Source organism: Streptomyces malaysiense, from assembly GCF_000980885.2.
In the GTDB taxonomy this organism is placed as follows: Bacteria; Actinomycetota; Actinomycetes; order Streptomycetales; family Streptomycetaceae; genus Streptomyces; species Streptomyces malaysiense.
Map to the genome: position 1 here is coordinate 1 of NZ_LBDA02000081.1, position 20,929 is coordinate 20,929.

The window sequence follows — 20,929 nt, forward strand, 5'->3', positions numbered from 1 at the left end:
CGCGCTTCCTAAAACACGGCCTAGCCGCCTCGGACCTCCCAATGCCCGGTCTGCGGAACGCTATCCTGCCCTCGAACCGCCGGGCGGCGGCCGTGTCCCCGGCCAGGGCCCGCCTCGACGGGTGTGCAGGGGGGGAGACTGGACTTTGACAAGCAGCGTCTTGGCCGCCGTTCCGGGGCAGGACGAGGCAGCCGCCGCGGTCGCCGTCGTCGACTTCAGTAATCTGTGCCCAGCGCCACGGTCGGACGCAGACGTGTACGACGGACTGCACGCGGTAGATCGCGTGGTGCGCCAAGCCATGAAGCAGCACTGGCCGAGTGTCTCCGATCTGCATCTGCGCCTATACGGGGGGTGGCTGTTCCGCAACGGACGGGCGACCAGGCAGTGGGAATGGGCGTTGCCGCTCCTTGCCGACTTCCGCACCCGGCGCGATGGCCTGCGGGTCGAGCCGGAGCTGGCCCATTCCTCGGCCTGGCAGCCGGGCACCCGCATCCTGGGTACTTTCCGCACCGCTCGGGAGGCCGATCCCGGCCGTCCGCCTAGGGCTGCACAGAAGATGGTCGATGGCCTGATCGTCGCCGACTCGCTGCGCTACAGCCTGGAGGGTAAGCCGACCGTCCTCGTGAGCGACGACGACGACGTGTTGCCCGGCCTGCTGGCCGCCGCCGCGCGCCCTACCCGCAGAATGATTTGGCTCCGCAAGCGCGCCCCAGGCCAGTCCTGCAACGACCAGTGGCTTACGGGCCATTCGAACATCGAGATTTGTCACGCACCAGGATGGCCAACATGGTAAGTGCCGATGTGACCGCGTTCGCCGATGAATTGCGAGCGGACCTGCTGACCTTTGTGGACCCGGGAACGGAACCCGAGATCACGGCTCGGGGCGGCGGGCTTCTCGTCCGCTGGTCGCACGACTTCGATGAACGCGAGGCGACGGTCAGCTGGGACCGTGCCCGCGAGCAGTGGGTCGTCGAGCACGATGGCAAGCGCGTCGACTATGCGGCCTTCGTTGCCGGACCAGATCTGGCCGACCTGCGAGCCCTGGCCAAGAACATCGTCCAGGTCCTGGGACGCCGTCGCAGCGACCGCTACGTCCCGGGTCGCGCCCACCTCTCCGGCGGTGCCGACGAGGATGCTGCGACGCTTGTCGAGCGTTCCTCCGTGCCCGAGGACGAAGCAACGAAGATCGTGTTTGTCACCGGTGACGCCGGCGCTGGCAAATCGCGGATGCTGTCCGAGCTGACCTACGAGGCTGCTGTCCGCTATCTGCGGGGCGAGAGTGACTACCTCTACCTCAACGTCAGCGCTCAGGGCCGCGGGCTAGCGCGACTCAACGAGGCGCTGGCGACCGAACTTCAGGACCTACGGGCCAGGATGACGTACCACTCGGTGGCCCGGCTGGTACGGCACGGTCGACTGAGGCTCATTGTCGACGGCTTTGACGAACTGATCGGCGGACAGGGCAGCTATGAGGAGGCGTTTGGCTCCCTCGCTGGCTTCATAGAGGAACTGGACGGCCGTGGTTCAGTGATCGCTGCTGCCCGCAGTGTCTACTACGAGCAAGAGTTCCTCGCCAGAACCAACAGCAGCTCGGAACTCGGCTCCCTGCTTTGGTCGCTTGTCCCGGTAGAGATGCGGCTGTGGGGCACGGTCGAGGTCGAGGCTTACCTCCAACACTTTTCCCCAGATGTCCGAGATCGGGTGCGCGCCCTGCGCGACAGCCCCGATGCGGAAGGCACGCTGCTGGACAAGCCGCTGTTCCTGGCACGGACCTGCGAGCTGATGGAGGCGGAGAACCAGTCCATCGAGACCGGCCGCCCGCTGCTCGCGCAGCTCGTGGACGCTTACGTTCAGCGCGAGGTCAGCAGCAAACTGGTCGGTCAGCACGGTCAGTACCTCAGCGGTGAGCAGTACGTCGAACTGCTCAAGGAGATCGCCATCGAAATGTGGCGCCAGAAGACCCGCGAACTTAACCGCTCTACCCTCCACGACCTGGTGTCAATCTTTGCCCAGGTCCACGATCTGCCCACTGAGGCCCAGCAAAACCTCATCGACGCCGCGCCTAGCCGCGCCATGCTCATGCTGGGCACCAAGCCCGGCACCGTCGCCTTCGAACACGACCTGTTCTTCGGCTTCTTCCTGGCCAAGCCGGTCGAGGAGGCCCTGGACCGGGGCAGCCAGGAGGCCGCCTCTATCCTGCGCCGTGCCAACCTCCCCGTGGAAGCCGCTCGCGCGGCGGTCGGTGGCATTGTTGAGTCCGGCACTAGCGGCCAAGACATCCTCTCCGTGCTCGCTCTGGTTGTCGACCCGAACGACTCCTTCGCGGAGGTGGTGGGCCGAAACGCCGGCACCCTAGCGGCGGAGGTCCTGCGACTGCGCGGGACGGCTGAGCCCGACCTGATGGTGCAAAATGTGACGTTCGCGGATGCCGACACATCGGGCCTCGCGGTCCGCGGAGCGTCCCTGGCCAATGTCCGATTCGAGCGTTCCGACCTGCGCAACACCCGGTTCGAGTCGTGCGTCGCGCAGGGCGTGACGTGGCACCTGGTGGTGATCGATCCAGAGACCACCCTGCTCGACTTCACGGGCGTCACTCCCGCGGACTTCGTCGGATTGCGGGTGGCTGGCAGCCAGGGCGTCGAGCAGGACTTCGTCGCTTCGTCGATCCTGCGGCGGCTCCAGGATTGTGGCCTCGGAGCTGATGTCGACGAGGTGAGGACGCGCGACGTCGCCGACGGTGTAGTGGCGGTGGTCGAGAAACTAGCTCGGCACTACTCGCGCTCTAACATGCTCTGCACCGACGACGGCGCCATCGGCTCTGTCATCGATACCCCCGTTTGGCAACGGGTGATCCGCGCGGCGGAGGAGTCCGGCGTGGTGCGCCGGGAGCCACGGGCGACGTCTGGTCGGCCCAAGACCTTCTACCGACGGATGGTCCTGCCGGAGACGCTGCTGGCTGGCCTCGTCGAGGATGCCTCGGTGCCGCATGCCGTCGCCGACTTCTGGAGCCGCCTGACCGAGGCTGCCTAGGACTGCTTCGACAGCTTCGCAGGCGAGGAATATAGCTCTGACCTGCTACGAAGCGCCCGGGTCGGCTTCGGCTGGCTCGGGCGCTGCTTCGTTTTCAGGTCCGCGCGTGAACGGATGTGTCCGTGACCTACGGACCGGTTGCGCCCTCGTCGGATGAATCGTTGGCGGTCGGACGCGACCGGGGGATCAGCTTCGCTGCTTTCTCGGCGATCTCACGGTCCAGCTCCGGGAGCAGGCTCGTGTACGTGTCCGAGGTCAGCGTGATGGTGGAGTGCCGGAGCGTCTCCTTCACGGTGTGGATATCGCCGCCGCCCCCGTGCGTGAGCGTCGCGGCCACGTGGCGCAGGTCCCGCAGCGTGACGGGCGGCAGGTCGGTCGTGGCGAGGATGCGGCGGAAGGTCTCCGAGACCGTCTCGGGATGAAGCCAGGAGCCGTCCTCCTTCGTGAAGACCTTGCCCGTGTCCTGCCAGGCGCCGCCCCAGTCCGCACGCTCCTTGTCCTGGCGGGCCTTGTGCTCGCGCAGCACCGCGATGTTCATGCTGTCGAGCGCGATCGTGTTCGCGCTGCCGTCCGTCTTCGGCTCGGACTCGTAGAGGTCCCAGCCGTCCACCACGATCTCCTTGGCAGGGGTGATGAGGCCGGCGTCGAGATCGATCTCGTGCCAGTCCTGGCCGACCGCCTCACCGCGCCGGAGGCCACGGGTGCCCATCAGGTGGAAGGCCGCGTACAGACGGTCGCCCTCTGCGGCGTCGAGGAAGGTGCCGAACTGCTGCGGGGTCCACACCATGACCGGGCCGGGGATCTCGCCCGTCTCGCGCCAGCGCCGGATCCGCTCCGCGGTCCAGAGGAGGGGCTTGGGGCGCCTACCGGACTCCAGCTCGACGTGGGAGGCCGGGTTGAAGGTGATGAGCTGCTGGGCGATCGCGGAGTTCAGCGCCGCGCGCAGGGTGCGGCGGATCGCCTGCCGGGTGGCCGGGCCGGTGATCTTCCGGAACGGCTTCATCTCCGCCAGCTTGGCCCGTTCGACCGCGAGGAGCTTCCGCTCGGCTCCCACGGGACGTCCGGGCTTGCTCGGCTTGCAGCGGGCGATCTGCTCGCGGCGGGCCTCGTTCTCGGCCGCGATCACCTCGTTCTCATCGGCGATCGTGTCGAACATCTCCACGAGGTGGCCGACGTTGAGCCGGTCGAGGCGTACATGGCCGATGTGCGGCTTCAGGTGAACGCGGATGTGGGAGGCGTAGCCGTTGAGCGTGGTCTTGCGGCGCTTCTTCGCGGCGAACCACTGGTCGAGCCACTCGCCGACGGTGAGGCTGCCACGGAGGGCCAGGCCCGCCCTGAGGCGGCGTTGGGTCTCCTCGATGGCCGGCAGCGGGGCTTTCTCGGCTGCGACCTCCTCCAGCATGGTGACGAGGCGCTGGAGGCTGTCAGGGTCGTCCTTGTCCGCCAGGGCGAGCAAGGAGCGCACGTGGTCGAGGTCGGCCTGAGCGTCCTTCAGGGACTCATAGCCGGCGCGGCTGAAGGAGCGGCGGGTGCCGTTCTCGCGGGGTGGCAACTCCTGGCGTATGGAGTAGTAACCGTGCTTGCGGCCCTTGCGCTTGGGGCACGAGGCGCCGAGTTCCTTGCCGGTCTTCGGGTCGCGGCAGGAGCAACGGCGGTAGGTGGAGCCCTTCAAAGGCGTTCCTCCGGGGTGGTTTCGGTATCGGGTTCGGGCGGGTCGACGTCGCGCAGGGCGGGTGGCAGAGGAGGTGGGGTGGCCCCCTCCTCGCGGAGGTCGCGGCGGAGGTAGCGGAGCCTGTACTTGGCCGAGACGGCCTGGTCTGCGTACTTGGCCTGCTGGCGCTCGGCTTCTTCCTTCTCGGCGCGGCTGGTGGCCGTCTTGGCCGCGAACCGGGCCTGTTCTTCCTCTTCGAGGGCGGCGAGAGCGGTGCGGACGAGGCTGGCGTGCAGTTCGAAGTCGGGGACCAGGCCCGCGTCGTGGCCGGGCACTTCTTCCTCGCCGGTGAAGCGCCGTAGGGCGTCCCAGGTGGGCGCGAGGTGCTGGAAGGGGAGTTCCTGGGTCTTTTCGACGTAGCCGACCGGGAAGATCAGGCAGACCGGGTACGTCTCCAGGGCGGCGGCCAGGACCATGACGTCCGCGAGGGGGAGGTTGGCCCGGCGGCCGGACTCCATGTTGGCGATCACGTTGCGCGGGATGGGATGTCCGAGCTGTTCGCACCGGTCCGCCAGGTCCTGTGCGCTCCACCCCATCTCCTTCCTTCTGCGCCGGACTTCGCCGGCGACGTTGGCCTTGATCCGGTCCGCCCACTCGGGGACGTCGTCCTCGTCACTTCCATCATCGAAACCACGTTGTGTCATAAAGACACATTAGCTTGGCCATCCTGGTTGGTAGACGCCTGGAGCCGGACGTGATGACTGCGTTCGCCGAGGGCTGCATGGAAAGGGGCGCACTGCATGCGCGACGACGCGATGGCCGGAGACTCGAAGGGCTCGAAGGGGATGAGTCGGGAGGAGGTACTCGCGCTCCCGGTGGCGGTTGACCTGGACACGAGCAATCGAGCGCTGGGGCTCGGCCGGAGCAAGGGCTATGAGCTGGCGAAGCGAGGCACCTACCCGTGCAAGGTGCTGCGCCTGGGCAACGCCTACCGGGTGGTGACCGCGGACTTGTGGGAACTGCTGAGTCTGGCGGCGTGAAGGGGCGGCAGCGTAGCAGACGGTTCTGCGCTGAGCTGACACAGAATCGCTGGACTGTTGCCGGGGGTGGACGTACTGTCCGTGTTCCCTCGGGGCACCGAGCGAGTGTCCCGACTCGGGACACAGAGCGTGTTCAGTCTCTGAACGCAGCGAGCCTCCGGCGCGGCAACGCCGGAGGCTCGGGAATCCCCGTCGCCCGCATCCAACGAACGATCCGCGCCGCTGGGCCTGCATGCCCGGCGGCGCAGAAGAGGAGCCACCTGGTGCAACCTGAGAACCCCGCGCCCTATTCCACCCCCGTATCCCCTGCCACCGCATGGCCGTCGGTCGCGGTGCCGGGCAAGCCCGACCAGGGCGAACCCGAGCACGCTGCGTCGGTCGCGGCGGCCGAGACCCGGGCGCCGGATCCGGAGCCGACCGTCGGCTCGGCGCTGCTGGACGAACTGCGTGAGCAGATAGCGAAGTTCGTGATCCTGCCCTCGCCGGAGGCGCTGGATGCGGTGACGCTGTGGGTGGCGGCGACGCATCTGCAGCCGGCCTGGCAGCACGCGCCGCGTCTGGCGGTGGTGGGGCCGGCGAAGCGGTGCGGCAAGTCGCGGCTGCTGGACGTGCTGACCGAGACGGTCCACGAGCCGATGCTCACCATCAACACCACACCGGCTGCGGTGTTCCGGTCGATCACCGAGGAGCCGCCCACGCTGCTGGTGGACGAGGCGGACACCATCTTCGGCACGCCGAAGATGGCGGAGAAGAACGAGGAGATGCGCGGCCTGCTCAACGCTGGCCACCAACGCAACCGCTACGTCACGCGGGTGGTCGGCAACGACCACACCCCGCACCGGTTCGCCACCTTCGCCATGGCGGCCCTCGCGGGGATCGGTGACCTGCCCGACACGATCATGGACCGGGCTGTGGTGATCCGTATGCGTCGCCGGGCGGAGGGCGAGCGCGTCAAGCCCTTCCGCTCCCGACGCGACATCCCCGCTCTGCACGACCTGCGCGACCGGATCGCTGCATGGGCGAGGCCGCTGCTGGATGAGGCAGCGGACCTGGAGCCGGACATGCCGGTGGAGGACCGGGCCGCCGACACCTGGGAGCCGTTGGTCATCATCGCGGACCTGGCCGCCGGATCCTGGCCCCGTCGCGCCCGAGAGGCGTGCGCACGGATGGTCGCCGCAGAGGTCGAGGCAGAGGAGGACCGGCCCGGCGGAGCCCGAATCCTCGCTGACATCCGCGGGGTGTTCGTAGCCCAGCGCGAGCCCGACAGCCTTACCACGGACGAACTACTCCACCAGCTCCGGCAGGATGCCGAGAGCCCCTGGGCGGAGTGGGGACGCAACGGGCTGAACGCCAAGGACCTGGCAGCGATGCTCCGAGAGTTCGACATCAGGCCCGGCAACGTTCGCCTCCCCGACGGAACCCAGCGCAAGGGCTACATGCGCAACAAGTTCCTCGACGCCTGGCGGCGCTACTGCCCCACGGTTCACTCAGTGAACGGCGAGCCTGCCGCCCCCAGCACTGACTGACCCTCGCATCCCCAGGTGGGCGTCCCTGCCGTCCCTGCCGTGATCCCGCAGGTCAAACGGCATGCAGGCAAGACGGCAACCGGGGACAAGACGGCAACACGATCATGCTGATCGCTGCCGTCGGGAGGACGCCGCCCGAAGCCGTCTTCTGCCGTCCCACGTGTCTTCGCCGTATCACCGCAGGTGAAAGCCCCACCGGTCAGGACCGCACAACGTGACAGTGCCGTCCTGACCGGCAGGGGACACGCCGAGACGCCGCCGGTCGGCCGCCCACCTTAGAAGACGCCCAACACCCCGGTACGGCACATCAACGCCCCTGCCGTACCGGCCCTGACCTGCGCTTGCAACGGCCAAGACGGCAAGACGGATCACACCGCCAAACCCCAGGAGCACCCCGCTTGACCCTCACCACCCTTACACCGACATTCACTCGTCGGGGGCACCGTCCCGACGAAGGACGGCTGCCGATGACGAAGAAGGACATCGAGCGGTACACGCTCGGTGCGGCCGGGGTCGTCATCGTCGCCCTCACTGTCAGTGGATTCTGGTTGTCGTACGCACACCTCGCCGAGGTCGCCGGCCAGCACGGGCTGCGCAGCTCTCCCACTCGCCGCTGGGCCTGGCCGGCGACCCTGGATGCGTTCATCGTCGCGGGCGAACTTCTCATGCTCCGCGCGGGCCTGCGCAGGGTGACCGACAGGTGGGCGATCGCCCTTACGGCCACCGGATCGGTCGGCTCCATCGCGCTCAACGTGGCCGGGGTCAACGGCACGCGCAGCGCGGGCACTGTGCCGCTGCTCGACTACGTGGTCGCCGCGGTCCCCCCGACCGCCGCGCTGCTGGCCTTCGGTGTCCTGATGCGGCAGATCCACCAGCTCGTCGACCAGCCCGCGGGCCATCCGGATCCCGCACTGGTCCAGGCGCCGGAACCACCGGTCACCGCCCCCGCCACGCTCGCCGAGGCACCGGCCGAGCCCGCCCAGCCCGTGCCGCCGACCGCCGTGCCCGGCGAGCCGACGGAACCGCCTTCCGAGGTTGCGGAGAGCAGGCCGCGCGGTGGCCGTCCGCCCGGCGCCACGCTTGAGGAACTCGTGGAGATCGGCCGGATCACTCTCGCCGAACACGGCACGCTCACCCGGTCACTGCTCCGAAAGGCCGTCAAGGCCAAGGGCCTGACGATCAGCAGCGAGCGACAGACCGACGTGATGACCACCCTCCGGCCCGAGATCGAAGCCGCCGCCGAGACCGGTCCGGACAGCGGCTGACCGGAATCCCTACGGGGTGACCGGAACTCTTCCGGTCACCCCGGCCAGTCGGCCACCCGTCTCACTCGCCGCCCGCTTATCCACATCTGTGGACGAGGCAGTGACCGCCCCTACTCCGCCGGCCCCGCCGGCGGCACTGCCCGCCTTCCCCTACCTCTCCTGGAGCACCGCCCGTGACGCACGACCCGCACCGCCGCCAAGATACTTACGACGTGCCGATACCGCTGGCGAAGTCGCCTACGCTGATGAACCGTCTGCGGCGTGCGTTCGGACGGGTGGCCCCCGGCGGAGCCAGTAGTACCCCGAGTCCGACTCAAGGCCGGTCTTCGGGGGTCTCCGCCCCGGGGGTGGCGGAAACGGCCCAGCGCCAGGGGGCGCAGGACCAGGAGGGCGGGGCCGAAGGCAGCCCCGACCCGGACACGCTCCATGCCGCCCAGCGTGAAGTGCTTCGCCCCGTCCGTGCCGCCGAGACCACAGTCGGCGAGCCCGCCGTGCAGAAAGTGCAGCCCACGATCCGCCGCTTCACAGGCACCAAGCGCGTCGTCCGAGTCGGCCCCCTGCGCTTCACCGGCGACGAGCACACCCAGCTTCAGGAGGCAGCGACCCAGCACGGCTACAAGGGCGAGTCCGGTTTCGCCGCCGACATCGTCCTCGCCTTCGTCACCGGACGGTTCACTGCCAATCTGCCCCTGTCCGAGGACCGCCGCCGCACCCACGTCTTCCGCGCTCAGGTCCTGCGCCAGCTCAACCGGATCGGCGTCAACGTCAACCAGATCGCCCGTGCCCTCAACAGCGACTACACCCCGTCCGACATTCGCCAGCGCTTGACCGAGCTCCACGACCTGCTGGAGCTGATCGCCGAGGCCCTGCGCCAGCCCGCCGATCCGGAGACGGAGGCAGCCGCGTGATCGCCGCCATCAAACCGGCCGGAGCCAACACCCGCGGCCTGCTCGCCTACCTCTACGGCCCCGGTCGCCACGACGAACACCTCGACCCGCACATCGTGGCCGGATTCGCCATGCTCGGCATGCCCGACCCCGGCCGCGACGAGAACGCCACCCTCACCGACCTCGCCCGCCACCTCGACGCGCCCGTACGCCTGCGCAACAGCGAGTTCGGAAGGAAGGTCACCGACCACGTCTGGCACTGCCCCGTCCGCGCCGCGCCCGAGGACCGCTACCTCTCCGACGCCGAGTGGGCCGAGATAGCCCGGGGCATCGTCCAGGCCGCCGGCATCGCGCCCGCCGGCGACGACCTGGCCTGCCGCTGGATCGCCGTACGCCACGCCGACGACCACATCCACATCCTCGCCACCACCGTCCGCGAAGACGGCCGCCGCCCCAAACTCCACGACAGCGGCCTGCGCGTCGGCGACGCCTGCCGCGAGATCGAGAAGGACTACGGGCTGCGCCAGCTGAAGAAGGGCGACCGCACCGGTGCCCGCCGGCCCACCCAGGCCGAGATGCACAAGGCCGAACGTCTCGGCTGGGAACAGGCCAGTCCCGAATGGCTCCAGGACCGCATCCGCGCCGCCATCCCCCACGTGACAGGCGCCGAGGAATTTATCGCCTACCTCGAAGCCGACGGCGTCGAGGTCAAGACCCGGTGCGGCCCGTCAGGAGACCTCCTCGGTTACGCCGTCGGCCGCCCCGGCGACCTCAACGAGAACGGCGAACAGATCTTCCACCCCGGAGGCAAGATTGCCCCTGACCTCTCCCTGCCCAAGATCAAGACCTGCCTCGAATCCAGCCGACCCGAAGAACACCCCACCGCCCGCCGCAACCGCCCCAGCACCCCTTGGCACCAGACCACCGACGCACTCGACACCCTCCACACCGACCTGGTCGACGACACACGCGCCCAGGCCCACATCACCGCCCTCGGCGAACTGATCGAAGCCACCGCCCAGAAAGCAACCGCCAACCTGCGCGCCGAACTCCAGGCCGCATCCAAGGCATTCACTCGAGCCCAGCGCTCCCGGATCCGCGCCGAAGACCGCGCCGCCCACGCTCTGCGCCTCGCGGCACGCGACATCGTCCACACCGCCACCGGCCCCGACGGCAGCGCACTCGCCGCGCTGCTCGCCGGACTCGTCTGGGCCACCATCGTCGCCGGACGCTGGCACGAAGCGAAGAATCATGCCCACCAGGCCGAAGCGGCCCGCCAGGCAGTCGAGCACCTCCAGATCGCCGCCGACCACGCACTCACCCCGACGCTCACCGAACTCGCGGCACGGCCCGCCAGGGAGCAAGTGCGTGGCATTCTGGCCAGCGACGTACGAGCGGCCGTTCCCGCCCACGCCGAGCGGATTCTCACCGACCCGGCCTGGCCGGCACTCGCCACCGTCCTCGCAGACGCCGAAGCCCGCGGCCACCAGCCCGACCAGTTCCTCAAGGAAGCCGCCACCCAGCGCGAGCTAACCACCGCCCGCCAGCCCGCCCGCGTGCTCATCACCCGCATTCAGCACACAGGCCGAAACCCGGCACCCAACCGCCGCGCCGATGCAGCCCGTCGGCGCTCGACCATCGCAGGCTCGGCCAGCACCGCTCAGAGCCTTGGCCACCAGACCACAGCTGCGGTGTCGACGCCCACCGAACAGCATCACCGGCAGCGTCGGTAGGGCCAACACTGCCTGCGCCCCGATGACGTAGCCGTCAGTCCGATGCCCTCGCTCCTTCCTGGTGCTGAGGGCATCAGCGATTCCTGCGGTTTCCTCGCTATGCGACCTTCGCATCACACGAGAAGCCTGAGGCATCAGCCCGCGCGACGGACGACAGGGCGGCACAAGCCAGAACCTCGACCAAGTGCTCGGCCAAGAGACCGACATGCGGATCCGGCTGGACCAGGGCGGTGACATGGCCACGGGCGGTGCGCTCCCTGGCCCACTCGTGGTCGAGGTTGGTGAAGTCGTCGTCGATCCAGATGGCGGGCGCGTCGCCGAGCCAGTCGTCGACGTGGTCGCGTTTCCACAGGTAGCCGTTGGGGTGGCTGGTCGTGATCTGCGGACGCGGCAGCTCGACGTGCGGCACGGGCGGGAGGCCGAGGAGCGGGCCGATGAGCGTGGTGGCGTCCTGCCGCCAGCTGGTGCACCAGACGGGGGTGACCAGGCTGGTCCGGATCACGTGCATGAGCAGGGGACCGTGGGCTGGGTTGAGCCAGATGGTGACCGGGTTGTCGGCGGTCCGGCCGGTGGGAACGACGTCGTGGCGCGTGTGGGTGTCGGGGCCGGCTCCTTCCGGGTCCGGGAAGGGGATGAGGACGCCGTCGACGTCGAGAAGCAGGTAGGGCGGGCGCATCGGGTTCTCCCAGGGGGCCGGGGGCTGGGGTCAGAGCTTGCGCGCGGTGATCAGCAGGGTGGTGGGCCAGAGGCCGTGGCGGGCGTCGTGGAATTCCTGGGCTGAGGCGAGCCAGAGCCCCGCTCGTCCGAGGTGCTTCTCCCAGCGGACGGCGTCGAACTCCCAGCGCGCGATGGGCAGGCGTGTGCGGTCGGGGAGGGTGACGTAGTCGCGGCTGGGCCGGTCGTCGGCGGAAGGGTGCTTGCCGCCCCGCTGGGGGTGGGGGACGGAGAAGGCGAGGGTGCATCCGGGTTTGAGGTGCTGGGCGATGGCCGGGAGCAGCAGTTCGGGGGCGACGAGGCCGATCGCTCCGAAGACGGAGTAGATCGCGTCGAAGCGCTCGTCGGAGGCTTGCAGGTAGTGCAGGGCGTGTCCGGCGACGAAGGTGAGGTTGTTTAGCCGTCCGTAGTGGGAGCGGGCTCGGCGGACTTGTAGGCCGACGAGGTCGACGCCGGTGACGTGGGCGCCGTAGCGGGTGGCGAGGTGGGCGGCGTTGTGGCCGGGGCCGCAGCCGAGTTCCAGCAGTCGCTTGCGGCGCAGATCCGGTGCGAGGATCTCGGCGCCGGGTCCGCTGCCGGGCCGTGTGGTCCATTCCATCCGCGCGGGGACGGACAGGGGCTCGGCGGGGGTGGCCGTGGTGCGCTGGAGCGCGTGGACGTACCAGGGGGACGCCTGGGCGAGCACGTCAGACCTCCAGGAGGTGGAGAACATCGGTGAGATGGCGGCGTACGGCCTTGATGTAGGCGAGGTCGATGGCCGGGTCGTTGATCCAGCGGATGGACTGCTCCATGAACCACTCGACGGCCCACATGCGGTGCCAGCCCAGCGCCCACTTCTCGGCCGGAAGCCCGCCGCGCTCGGCGAGGGCGTCAGGGGTGCCGCCTTCGCTGACGTACGTCTCCAGGAAGACGCGCAGACGTACGGGGTCGGGGTCGTCGATGGTGCCGTGCCAGCTGGCGAGGTCGAGTAGGCCGGGGCCGGTGAAGGAGCGGGCGAAGTCCAGCAGCCGCCAGCCGCGCCGGCCGATGTGGAGGCTGGTGGGGTGGAACTCGGAGTGCACCCAGCCGAACGGGTCGAGCGTGGCGCCAGCCGAGCGCGCTTCGGCGGCTTGGGCGATGCCGTCGAGAGCGTCCTCGATGTCGTGCGTGTCGTCCCATCGGTCGGCCTTCCGTAGGTGGCTGAGGTGTTCCAAGGCTCGCGTCGGGAGGCCGCGCAGACGTTCCTGGTCGAGGACTGGCAGGGCTGCGGCCGTGCGGGTGCGGTGCAGGACCATGGCTGCGGTGGCGCCGTCGAGGTCGTCGGCTTCGCGGAGGGGAGCGCCGAGGTCTTCCAGCAGCATCCCGAGCCAGCCGTCCAGGACTGCGGAGGCGTGAACGGAAGGAACGGGGACGCCGAGCGTTTTTGCCAGCCGGAGTGCCTGGTCCTCCCTGTCGAAGGGCCTCCTGGCGTACTTGAAGATGGCGGTGCTGCCGTCGGTGAAGGTCAGGCGTTCGACGCCGGACATGGACCAGATTCGCACCTCCTCGCGCGATGCGCAGGTCTGGTTGGCGAGGGTCAGCAGGTTGTCCAGGAGTTCGGCGTTGAGGGTCGCGTCCATGAAGGGATCTCCAGTGCGGTGGGGGCATCCGGGGCGGGCGAGAAGTGCCTGCCCGCCCCGGAGCCTGGTGTGCGGTGCTGGTGCTACGCGGCAGGGCTGACGCGGTGGGCGTAGACCTGCTCGATCCAGCCGGCCTTGAAGGCCGCGAGGTCGTCGCGGAAGGCGGTCATCGACGCACCGTAGGGCGCGACGACGCCGCCGGACTGGTCCGGAACGGACTGGCAGCCGTGCACGAGTCGGCCACCGAGTGCGGCGTGGGCCTTGATGGATTCGATGCGGCGGTGCTCGTTGAACCAGCCGCCGTGGTAGACCTCGTCCAGCATCCCGCCCATCTCGTCGTCCAGGTCGAAGACGACCGAGGTGGCGGCCGGGAAGAACCAGCACGGGCCGACGTTGGAAATGTGCCCGTCCAGCTCGACCTTGTTCAGTGCCATCAGCGTGGCCGCCTCGCGCAGCATCCGCAGGTGCTCGGCGGTGATCTGCGGCAGGCCGAGCCCGGCGAGGTGCTCGTCGCGGAAGAGGTACGCGTACACCTCGTAGGCGGTGGACAGCACGCGGGTGGGGTCCGAGGTGGACTCGGCGTGGGCCTTGATGAAGTCCAGCGCGAGCTGCTCGACCGCGCTCTCGGTGGTCTCCGCCACGTCCAGGAGCTGGGACTTGACCAGCTCCCAGTCGGCGACGAGCCAGGTGTTGGACTCGAAGCGGAAGAAGTACTGGGCCGGGTTGATCGTGATGCGCCGGCCGTCGACCTGGATGCCCGGCAGTCGGCTCCAGCGCTCGTCGAACGCCTGGGGTAGCTCGACCGTGATGGCCGTGGTGTCGATGGTGGTCACCGTGTCTCCGTCTCTGATCGGCCGGGTTCGGGCACGGGCGTGCCTGAGCCCGGAGCGGGGCGTACGGAACTTCAGGGAGCCGCCCGGCCGAAGGGGGGAGCCTGGTCACGGTGTCGGACCGTGCCGGGCGGCTGATATTCAGTGAACACGCCGTCACGCACAGTGGGTACGGTGAGAGGCAGTCCAGGCGGTATACGCGGTTTACAGCTCCGGAGCGGAGGCGATCGTGGCAGCGCAGAGAGAACCCAACTCCCGCCTGCGCGAGACCATCGAGGCGACGGGCTGCACCTACGAGGCGCTGGCGAAGGACATCCGACGCATCGCTGCCGAGAACGGCGAGACCCTCCAGACCAACAAGTCGGCTGTCTCCCATTGGGTGAATGGCACCCGCCAGCCGACCGGCCGGACCGCCCGGTACCTCGCCGAGGCACTGTCCCGGCGAGCAGGCCGCACGGTCACTGAGACGGAGATCGGTCTCCGCGGAGGCGAGACACCGACCGAGCAGGCTGATCCCGTCCTTGCCGCAACCGACCTGGGCCGTGCCGACGTCGAACGCCGACGCTTCCTGGCCGTGGCCGCCTTCACCGCAGCCGGCGTGGCCATGCCCCTTGCGTATGACCACGAAGCCACTGCCCGCATGCTTCGAGCCCGTAGCGGTGGCTCCCTGGTCGGTGCGGAGGACGTGGACGTCGTACACCAGATCACCGCGGCTTTCAGCGCGGCCGACGAGCGTCTCGGTGGCGGTCATGGGCTTACCACCGTCACCGCGTATCTCGCCGACACCGCGGCCCCCATGCTGCGCGGGCGGTTCCCGAACGAAGCCTTACGTCGGGCAGCCTTCGGAGCGGTCGCAGAACTCGCCTACCTCGCGGGCTGGAAGCACCACGATCTCGGCCAGGAAGGTGCCGCCCAGCGCTACTACCAGGTCGGATACCAACTCGCCTGCGAAGCCGACCCGCACGGCCACGCCGCCTGGATGATGCGCGCCCTCGCCCACCAGGCCCTCAGCCTCAAGCAACCCCACCACTGCGTCGACCTCGTTGAGGGCGCACTGACCCGCGGCCTGGGTCACGTCGACGGCCAGACCGAGGCGCTGCTTCACATCACCCATGCCCGCGCGTACGCCGCTGTGGGCGAGAAGCCCGCAGCGGCCCGCGCCCTGCTCGCCGCCGAAGATGCCCTCCTACGCGACGACGGCCCCCAGCCGAGTTACTCCCGCGTCAGCGGCCCGGCCGCCGGCACCGTGGCCAGCCACACCGCCCGCACACTGACCGACCTCGCCGACCACGTAGGCACCGAGCAACAACACCGCGACGCCCTGGTCCGCTGGGACCCCGAGAAGTACAAACGGGTCCACGCCCTCACCTACGCCGACCTCGGGGACAGCCTCGCAGCACAGGCCCGCGCCGACGAGGCCGTCGCCGCCTGGTCCCAGGCCCTGACTCTCATGGAGGGCATGACCTCTGACCGCACCCGCAAGGCGATCACCTCGCTCCGCTCCACTCTCGCCGTCTACCAGCGCCGCAGGGTGCCCGGGGCGGCCGAACTGGCCCGCCGCACACGCGAAGCACTGGCCTAAGCTGCCCACCAACCGGCCGACGAAGGGACACAACCGTGGCTCAGCGGACAACCGACGACCACCCCAAAGCCCTCAAGCCCGCCCTCGAATCCATGACCCTGCTGGTCGCCGCCGTCATCGTCCACGACAAGGCCACCAACCGCGTCGTCCTCCTCCAGCGCAGCCAGAACGCCAAGTTCGCCCAGGGCATGTGGGACCTCCCGGTCGGCAAGAGCGAACCCGGTGAGCCGATTACCGAGACCGCCGTACGCGAGCTGTACGAGGAGACCGGCCTGACCGTGAAGCCGGAGGCCCTGAAGGTCGCCCACGTCATCCATGGCGCTTGGGGCGTCGAAGCTCCCAACGGCTTCCTCACGGTGGTCTTCGCCGCGCACGACTGGACCGGCGAACCGGAGAACCGCGAACCTCGCAAGCACGCTCAGGTCTGCTGGGTCGATGCCGATGCCATCCCAGAGGAGTTCGTGGACACAACCGCGAGCGCCCTCCACCGGTATCTGAGTGGTGGCACTCAGGTTTCGCTTGACGGATGGAGGTAGTCGCCGACTGCTGGACGGACGTTGTCACCAAGGCGGACCGGAGCCGTCTGTCGCGCAACAGCCGTCCTGATCACCGGTGCGGGGCTCCTACAAGCTAGCCCTGGGGGCGCATGCCCATGCGCTCAGCGGCGCGGATGAGCCGCTGCTCCAGTTCCTCACGGGTAGTAAGGATCAGCCCGTGCTGGGACATGGTGTAAGCCCAAGGGCCTGGGGTTCCCGTCAGCTCGCGAATGTCAGGCAGGAGGCCGTTGAAGATCCTCAACTGGTCGACGGTCCGGAGGTTGTTATTCGCGTACACGAGATACCGAGCACGGTGCTTGAGGACTGCGGCGATCTCTGTGGGGCGCGAGCTCGAAAGGATCTTCTTGTCGGCTCCGACGCAGATCCGCCCTTCTGCCGCTGTCTCTGCCAGCCATGTCTCGTCTCCGACATTCTCGGCGGCCCTAACGCCGTACCTCTCGCCGATGGACACCGTGTCGGGGCACAGGCGCTTCACTCCCTTGACGAAGTCGTCGCCGTTGGTGCTGCGGTCCAGGAACAGCCGCAGCGGTGGCAGACCCCTCATCCGGCGAGATGGAGGTAGTAGTCGACCTCGGCGACCTGGTCCTCGGGCAGTCCTTGCGCCGCAGCCGCCTCTTCGCAGGGGACGCCCTCAGTGAGCGCATCCTCGATCAGGGACAGCGGGGTGCCGTTGTGGACGAAATAGGGTTGCCCGAAGTTGACGTCCGGTTTCACCGCGATGTCCGCGACCTCCCAACCAGGCAGTAGGACTCGGTTGGCGTAGCCGGCCACTCCGTCGGAGTCGTAGCTGATCTGCTTCATGTACCGCTCGACAACCTCGCGGAACACGTACTGCCCGTTGCGGAGGACGATGACCTTGCGAGGCTCGATGCGCTCTTCGCCGTCGAGGTGGTCGCTGACTTCGTAGAGCAGTTCTGCCCCGTCTGTGTAGAGACGCCTGGATGCCAGTGCATGTTCGACACCCAGTTCTTCGCGGACCAGTTCCAGCGCCGGGCGGATCTTCTGCATGGGCACGTTGGCTGCCCTCAATGCGGAGAGGAACATGCCCTCAGCGAGCCCGATGAATGGAACGGACGCACCACTTCGTGGGTTGCCTAGAGAAGTGATCAGGGGGTCACCGATGACATCCGGGCGATCGGGGAAGTGGTTCCGATAGCCGCGCGCCCATGATCGGAACGTTGAGGAAGGAGTGCGCAGGTATCGGGCTGCTGCTTCCTGGGTATACAGCGGCACCGTGAACCGCGTGTCCGCGTCAAGGAATGCGCTGATCAGCAAGTCGATGTCCGCCATGATCCACCTCCTCTCCGGCTCCACCACTAGTCTGCCCGTTGAGAAGCGACCAGACAGCGTTGGCACACTAGCTGAGAAGGACACGTCCGGGGGAGGCCATAGGTACCCCCTGCAGTGTCCGCATCAGAACCTCGGTGAAAACGGGGCGGCAAGCAAGAAGAGGGGCTGGTCAGCGGAGCTTCTTGCGTGAGCGATGCGTGAGCGGACGGCGCGGCACGAGCCGTCACGAGGTGCACCGCGCATCACACCGCACATGCTCTGACCAGGTGGTTCCAGACACCGAAGCAGCGTCCGGAACCACCCGGCACACCCCGACCAGGACTTTTAATCCATTGGTTGTGGGTTCGAGTCCCACAGGGCCTACGGGATCGCCCCCAGCTCAGAGGTAGTTCGAGCTGGGGGCTTGTCCGTTCCGGGTAGGTTCCATGATCGCTAGTGCCGCAACAGGCAACGCCCGCCCCGTCACGACGCCCTGCACGCACTCTCGCCGCACCGGCCGAAAGCCCGAGTACGTCCAGTACGAGGGCTTCCGTCCGGCACGCCGAGAGCACGCACCGGACGCCGCTCCTTGACGGGCGAACGTTGCCTGCCGCGGCACTAGCTCAGTCGAAGCTCAACCGAGTCGCGGACGATGACGGCAGACATGCGATGGCCCCAGCCGGGTCGGGGGGCCCAGCCGGGGCCATCTGCCCCCCCCAGGGTCGAGCAGAGCGCGGTAGGCGCGGCCGGCGGAGCCGTCCTCTTCTGCGGCATGTCGATCGGGTTCGAAGACGTGACGGCGGGCCTACCCCGGATAGGGCGGGCGCCGCTCGGCGAGACGGTCACGTTCGTCGACGGCCACTGACGCCGTCCCTCGTCGCTCGATCGGCGAGCCGTTTCGTGCTGCGTCCACATAGTCGTTCATATGCCATATTGCGCACGTGATCCCCACGAAAGGCATGTCATGAAGATCGCAGTCATCGGCGGTACCGGACTGATCGGATCGCAGGTCGTCGAGAACCTGAACGCCGCCGGACACGAGGCGGTACCGCACTCGAAGTCCACCGGAGTCGACATCATCAGCGGTCAGGGACTGGACGAGGCGGTGGCAGGAGCCGACGTCGTCGTCAACCTGACGAACTCTCCGACCTTCGACGAAGCCTCCCTGGCCTTCTTCCGGACCTCGATGGACAACCTCCTGGCGGCGGCCCGCAAGGGCGGCGTCGGCCACTTCGTCATCCTCTCGATCGTCGGCGTGGAACAAGTACCGGAGCTGGACTACTACCGGGCCAAGGCGCTCCAGGAGCAGCTTCTCGCGGCCGGGACGATCCCCTACTCGATCGTCCGGGCCACACAGTTCATGGAGTTCATGGACGCCGCCATGTCCTGGACCGCCGACGCCGACACCGTCCGGCTGCCCGCCACGCCCGTCCAGCCCATCGCCTCCGAAGACGTGGCCGCCGCGGTCGCGGAGGTCGCCGCCGGTGCCCCGCTGAACGGCATCCGCGACATCGCCGGCCCCGAGATCTTCAACCTGGACGAGCTGGGCCGGATCACCCTGTCCCACAAGGGCGATAACCGCACCGTCGTCACCGACCCCACCGCCGGCATGTTCGCCGTCGTCAAGGGCGACGTCCTCACCGACAAGAAAGCCCACCTCGCTCCCACCCGCTACACCGACTGGCTCTCCTGACATCCCCCGCCTTCTGCGCGTCCTGTCCCGGCCCGCCAGTCCGTATCGGCGGCGACGCCGGTTTCCCGACCTGAGCGCGAGTTCGTACCCCCCCGACGTCCAGCTGGTCGGCAGACCCTTCTGTGTGAGCGATGAGCGACCCACCACACCTCCACCGAGACCTACAATCCAGTGGTTGTGGGTTCGATTCCCACAGGGCATACGGAATCGCCCCCGGCTCAGGAGCAGTTCGAGCTGGGGGCTTCATTCGTTCTTCAGGGGGTTCGGCGATGATTCTGCTGCTGTCCGGGAGCCTGCGGGCCGGGTCCACCAACGAGGCGCTGCTGCTGACGGCGCGGGCGGTGGCGGCGGAGGCGGGGGTACGGACCCTCGTGTACGACGGGCTGGGGCGGCTTCCGCACTTCAATCCCGATGACGACCGGGAACCGCTGCCGCCCGCCGTGACCGGGCTGCGGGCGGCGATCGACGCGGCGGACGGGGTGCTGATCTGCACGCCGGAGTACGCCGGGAGCCTGCCGGGCGCGTTCAAGAACCTGCTGGACTGGACGGTCGGCGGGACCGAGATCTGCGACAAGCCGGTCGCCTGGGTCAATGTGGCGGCGCCGGGGCGCGGACGGGGCGCGGAGGCCACCTTGCGGACGGTGCTCGGGTACACCGGGGCGGCCGTGGTGGAGGCGGCCTGTGTGCGGGTGCCGATGGTGCGCGGCGACGTGGGGGAGGACGGGGCCGTCGCCGACCCGGAGATCCGCCGGCGGGTCGGCGACGTGCTGGGCCTGCTGGTGGCGGCCGGGGCGGGGGCGGCGTGACGCCGGATTCCGCGCGGGTGCTGGATCTCTGGCGGCGGCGGCTGGGCCAGGTGCCCGAGTCGGTCTGGGAGCGCGCCGGGCTCCAGGTGCTCGTCCTCGCGGACAACGGGCTCACCACGCTGCCGGGCCGTATCGGGCGGCTGCGGGAGCTGCGGACCCTGGACCTCGGGCACAACCGGCTCACCTCGGTGCCCCCGGAGATCGGGGAGCTGGCCGGACTCGACGGCTTCCTCTACCTGCACGACAACGCGCTCAGCGAGCTGCCGGAGGCGCTGGGGAAGCTGACCCGGCTGCGATACCTGAACGTCGGGGAGAACGCCCTCGCGGCCCTGCCCGAGAGCATCGGCCGGATGGCCGGGCTCGTCGAACTGCGGGCGCGGCACAACCGGTTGACCGCGCTGCCCGACGGCATCGGGGACCTCGGCGGCCTCCGCGAGCTCTGGCTGCGGGGCAACGAGCTGGCGGGTCTGCCCGCGTCCGTGGCGGCCCTGCGCGAGCTGCGCCACCTCGAACTGCGGGAGAACGCGCTGACCGAGCTGCCGCCGTGCCTCGCCGGCCTGCCCATGCTGCGGCAGCTGGACGTGCGCGGCAACCGGCTCACCCGGCTGCCCGACTGGCTCCTGGACCTGCCCGCACTGGAGAAACTGGACCTGCGCTGGAACGACTGCCCCCGGACGTCACCCCTGACGGCGGAGCTGGAGCGACGGGGCTGCGTCGTCCTGCTGTGAGCGGGCCCGCGGTGTCCGGG

General features: G+C 68.9%; 20 protein-coding genes and 1 pseudogene. 13 read left to right on the forward strand and 8 right to left on the reverse strand.

The features are described 5' to 3' along the window. The first annotated feature begins 145 nt into the window (after positions 1–145). Together VT52_RS29405 and VT52_RS29410 are read left to right on the forward strand one after the other, a co-directional pair. A complete protein-coding gene (locus tag VT52_RS29405) occupies positions 146–793 on the forward strand; it encodes a hypothetical protein (protein ID WP_046425297.1) in 648 nt (215 codons plus the stop codon). Beyond that, a complete protein-coding gene (locus VT52_RS29410) occupies positions 778–3,030 on the forward strand; it encodes an NACHT domain-containing protein (RefSeq protein WP_079175354.1) in 2,253 nt (750 codons plus the stop codon). Before VT52_RS29405 ends, VT52_RS29410 begins: the two co-directional genes overlap by 16 nt. Before the next feature lie 127 nt (positions 3,031–3,157). Here VT52_RS29410 and VT52_RS29415 read toward each other — a convergent pair whose 3' ends face one another. After that, positions 3,158–4,702, reverse strand: a complete 1,545-nt coding sequence (locus VT52_RS29415; protein ID WP_046425293.1) for a site-specific integrase — start codon at positions 4,700–4,702, stop codon at positions 3,158–3,160. After that, positions 4,699–5,385 (reverse strand): helix-turn-helix domain-containing protein, encoded by a 687-nt coding sequence (locus VT52_RS29420; protein WP_046425291.1) that lies wholly within the window; start codon positions 5,383–5,385, stop codon positions 4,699–4,701. The genes VT52_RS29415 and VT52_RS29420 overlap by 4 nt, the downstream gene beginning before the upstream one ends. Positions 5,386–5,481: 96 nt before the next feature. Here VT52_RS29420 and VT52_RS29425 point away from each other — a divergent pair, with 96 nt between their 5' ends. From VT52_RS29425 to VT52_RS29445, 5 genes are all read left to right on the forward strand, one after another. Then, positions 5,482–5,721 (forward strand): hypothetical protein, encoded by a 240-nt coding sequence (locus tag VT52_RS29425; RefSeq protein WP_046425288.1) that lies wholly within the window; start codon positions 5,482–5,484, stop codon positions 5,719–5,721. 263 nt (positions 5,722–5,984) lie between these two features. Next, positions 5,985–7,247, forward strand: coding sequence for a DUF3631 domain-containing protein (locus tag VT52_RS29430; RefSeq protein WP_046425286.1), 1,263 nt, complete (start codon positions 5,985–5,987; stop codon positions 7,245–7,247). Positions 7,248–7,714: 467 nt separating this feature from the next. Further along, positions 7,715–8,512 (forward strand): DUF2637 domain-containing protein, encoded by a 798-nt coding sequence (locus VT52_RS29435; protein WP_079175355.1) that lies wholly within the window; start codon positions 7,715–7,717, stop codon positions 8,510–8,512. Between the two features lie 347 nt (positions 8,513–8,859). Then, the gene (locus VT52_RS29440) at positions 8,860–9,420 is read left to right on the forward strand and encodes a MobC family plasmid mobilization relaxosome protein (protein WP_046425282.1); all 561 of its coding nucleotides are present in this window, start codon (positions 8,860–8,862) and stop codon (positions 9,418–9,420) included. Next, a complete protein-coding gene (locus VT52_RS29445) occupies positions 9,417–11,132 on the forward strand; it encodes a relaxase/mobilization nuclease domain-containing protein (RefSeq protein ID WP_046425280.1) in 1,716 nt (571 codons plus the stop codon). The genes VT52_RS29440 and VT52_RS29445 overlap by 4 nt, the downstream gene beginning before the upstream one ends. Positions 11,133–11,229: 97 nt before the next feature. Here the strand turns inward: VT52_RS29445 and VT52_RS29450 are convergent, their stop codons facing one another. The 4 genes from VT52_RS29450 to VT52_RS29465 all read right to left on the reverse strand — a co-directional run bounded on the left by VT52_RS29450 (position 11,230) and on the right by VT52_RS29465 (position 14,277). Further along, on the reverse strand, positions 11,230–11,808 hold the full coding sequence (locus tag VT52_RS29450) for an HAD domain-containing protein (RefSeq protein ID WP_046425278.1): 579 nt from the start codon (positions 11,806–11,808) through the stop codon (positions 11,230–11,232). A gap of 30 nt (positions 11,809–11,838) precedes the next feature. After that, on the reverse strand, positions 11,839–12,531 hold the full coding sequence (locus VT52_RS29455) for a class I SAM-dependent methyltransferase (protein WP_046425277.1): 693 nt from the start codon (positions 12,529–12,531) through the stop codon (positions 11,839–11,841). A gap of 1 nt (position 12,532) precedes the next feature. After that, a complete protein-coding gene (locus VT52_RS29460) occupies positions 12,533–13,444 on the reverse strand; it encodes a phosphotransferase family protein (RefSeq protein WP_046425275.1) in 912 nt (303 codons plus the stop codon). 83 nt (positions 13,445–13,527) lie between these two features. Further along, the gene (locus tag VT52_RS29465) at positions 13,528–14,277 is read right to left on the reverse strand and encodes a hypothetical protein (protein ID WP_046425273.1); all 750 of its coding nucleotides are present in this window, start codon (positions 14,275–14,277) and stop codon (positions 13,528–13,530) included. Positions 14,278–14,503: 226 nt separating this feature from the next. Between VT52_RS29465 and VT52_RS29470 the strand changes: the two genes are divergently transcribed. Next, the gene (locus tag VT52_RS29470) at positions 14,504–15,856 is read left to right on the forward strand and encodes an NsdA family TPR-like regulatory protein (RefSeq protein WP_046425271.1); all 1,353 of its coding nucleotides are present in this window, start codon (positions 14,504–14,506) and stop codon (positions 15,854–15,856) included. Positions 15,857–15,891: 35 nt separating this feature from the next. After that, positions 15,892–16,392, forward strand: a complete 501-nt coding sequence (locus VT52_RS29475) for an NUDIX domain-containing protein (protein ID WP_046425269.1) — start codon at positions 15,892–15,894, stop codon at positions 16,390–16,392. Positions 16,393–16,486: 94 nt separating this feature from the next. Here VT52_RS29475 and VT52_RS29480 read toward each other — a convergent pair whose 3' ends face one another. Beyond that, the gene (locus VT52_RS29480) at positions 16,487–16,957 is read right to left on the reverse strand and encodes a PIN-like domain-containing protein (RefSeq protein WP_046425267.1); all 471 of its coding nucleotides are present in this window, start codon (positions 16,955–16,957) and stop codon (positions 16,487–16,489) included. After that, positions 16,954–17,703, reverse strand: a complete 750-nt coding sequence (locus VT52_RS37670) for a DUF433 domain-containing protein (protein WP_143070940.1) — start codon at positions 17,701–17,703, stop codon at positions 16,954–16,956. Before VT52_RS37670 ends, VT52_RS29480 begins: the two co-directional genes overlap by 4 nt. A 736-nt stretch (positions 17,704–18,439) precedes the next feature. On the opposite strand from VT52_RS37670, the pseudogene VT52_RS39105 reads away from it, so the two are divergent. The 4 genes and pseudogenes from VT52_RS39105 to VT52_RS29505 form a co-directional block, all read left to right on the forward strand. Next, positions 18,440–18,547 (forward strand): annotated as a pseudogene (locus tag VT52_RS39105) (nitroreductase); the annotation flags it as partial. A 99-nt stretch (positions 18,548–18,646) separates the two neighbouring features. After that, entirely contained in the window at positions 18,647–19,375 is a 729-nt protein-coding gene (locus VT52_RS29495) for an SDR family oxidoreductase (RefSeq protein ID WP_046425263.1), read from the forward strand. A gap of 269 nt (positions 19,376–19,644) precedes the next feature. After that, positions 19,645–20,181 carry an NADPH-dependent FMN reductase gene (locus tag VT52_RS29500; RefSeq protein ID WP_046425261.1) on the forward strand — a complete coding sequence of 179 codons (537 nt, stop codon included), beginning with the start codon at positions 19,645–19,647 and terminating at the stop codon, positions 20,179–20,181. After that, positions 20,178–20,909 (forward strand): leucine-rich repeat domain-containing protein, encoded by a 732-nt coding sequence (locus tag VT52_RS29505; RefSeq protein WP_240509923.1) that lies wholly within the window; start codon positions 20,178–20,180, stop codon positions 20,907–20,909. Before VT52_RS29500 ends, VT52_RS29505 begins: the two co-directional genes overlap by 4 nt. The last annotated feature ends 20 nt before the right edge of the window (positions 20,910–20,929 follow it).

Bases quoted from the DNA above. Each gene is read 5' to 3' on its own strand.
- VT52_RS29410 (WP_079175354.1), top strand. From the start codon at position 778: ATGGCCAACATGGTAAGTGCCGATGTGACCGCGTTCGCCGATGAATTG.
- VT52_RS29420 (WP_046425291.1), bottom strand. From the start codon at position 5,385: ATGACACAACGTGGTTTCGATGATGGAAGTGACGAGGACGACGTCCCC.
- VT52_RS29425 (WP_046425288.1), top strand. From the start codon at position 5,482: ATGCGCGACGACGCGATGGCCGGAGACTCGAAGGGCTCGAAGGGGATG.
- VT52_RS29435 (WP_079175355.1), top strand. From the start codon at position 7,715: ATGACGAAGAAGGACATCGAGCGGTACACGCTCGGTGCGGCCGGGGTC.
- VT52_RS29450 (WP_046425278.1), bottom strand. From the start codon at position 11,808: ATGCGCCCGCCCTACCTGCTTCTCGACGTCGACGGCGTCCTCATCCCC.
- VT52_RS29460 (WP_046425275.1), bottom strand. From the start codon at position 13,444: ATGGACGCGACCCTCAACGCCGAACTCCTGGACAACCTGCTGACCCTC.
- VT52_RS29480 (WP_046425267.1), bottom strand. From the start codon at position 16,957: ATGAGGGGTCTGCCACCGCTGCGGCTGTTCCTGGACCGCAGCACCAAC.
- VT52_RS37670 (WP_143070940.1), bottom strand. From the start codon at position 17,703: ATGGCGGACATCGACTTGCTGATCAGCGCATTCCTTGACGCGGACACG.
- VT52_RS29495 (WP_046425263.1), top strand. From the start codon at position 18,647: ATGAAGATCGCAGTCATCGGCGGTACCGGACTGATCGGATCGCAGGTC.
- VT52_RS29500 (WP_046425261.1), top strand. From the start codon at position 19,645: ATGATTCTGCTGCTGTCCGGGAGCCTGCGGGCCGGGTCCACCAACGAG.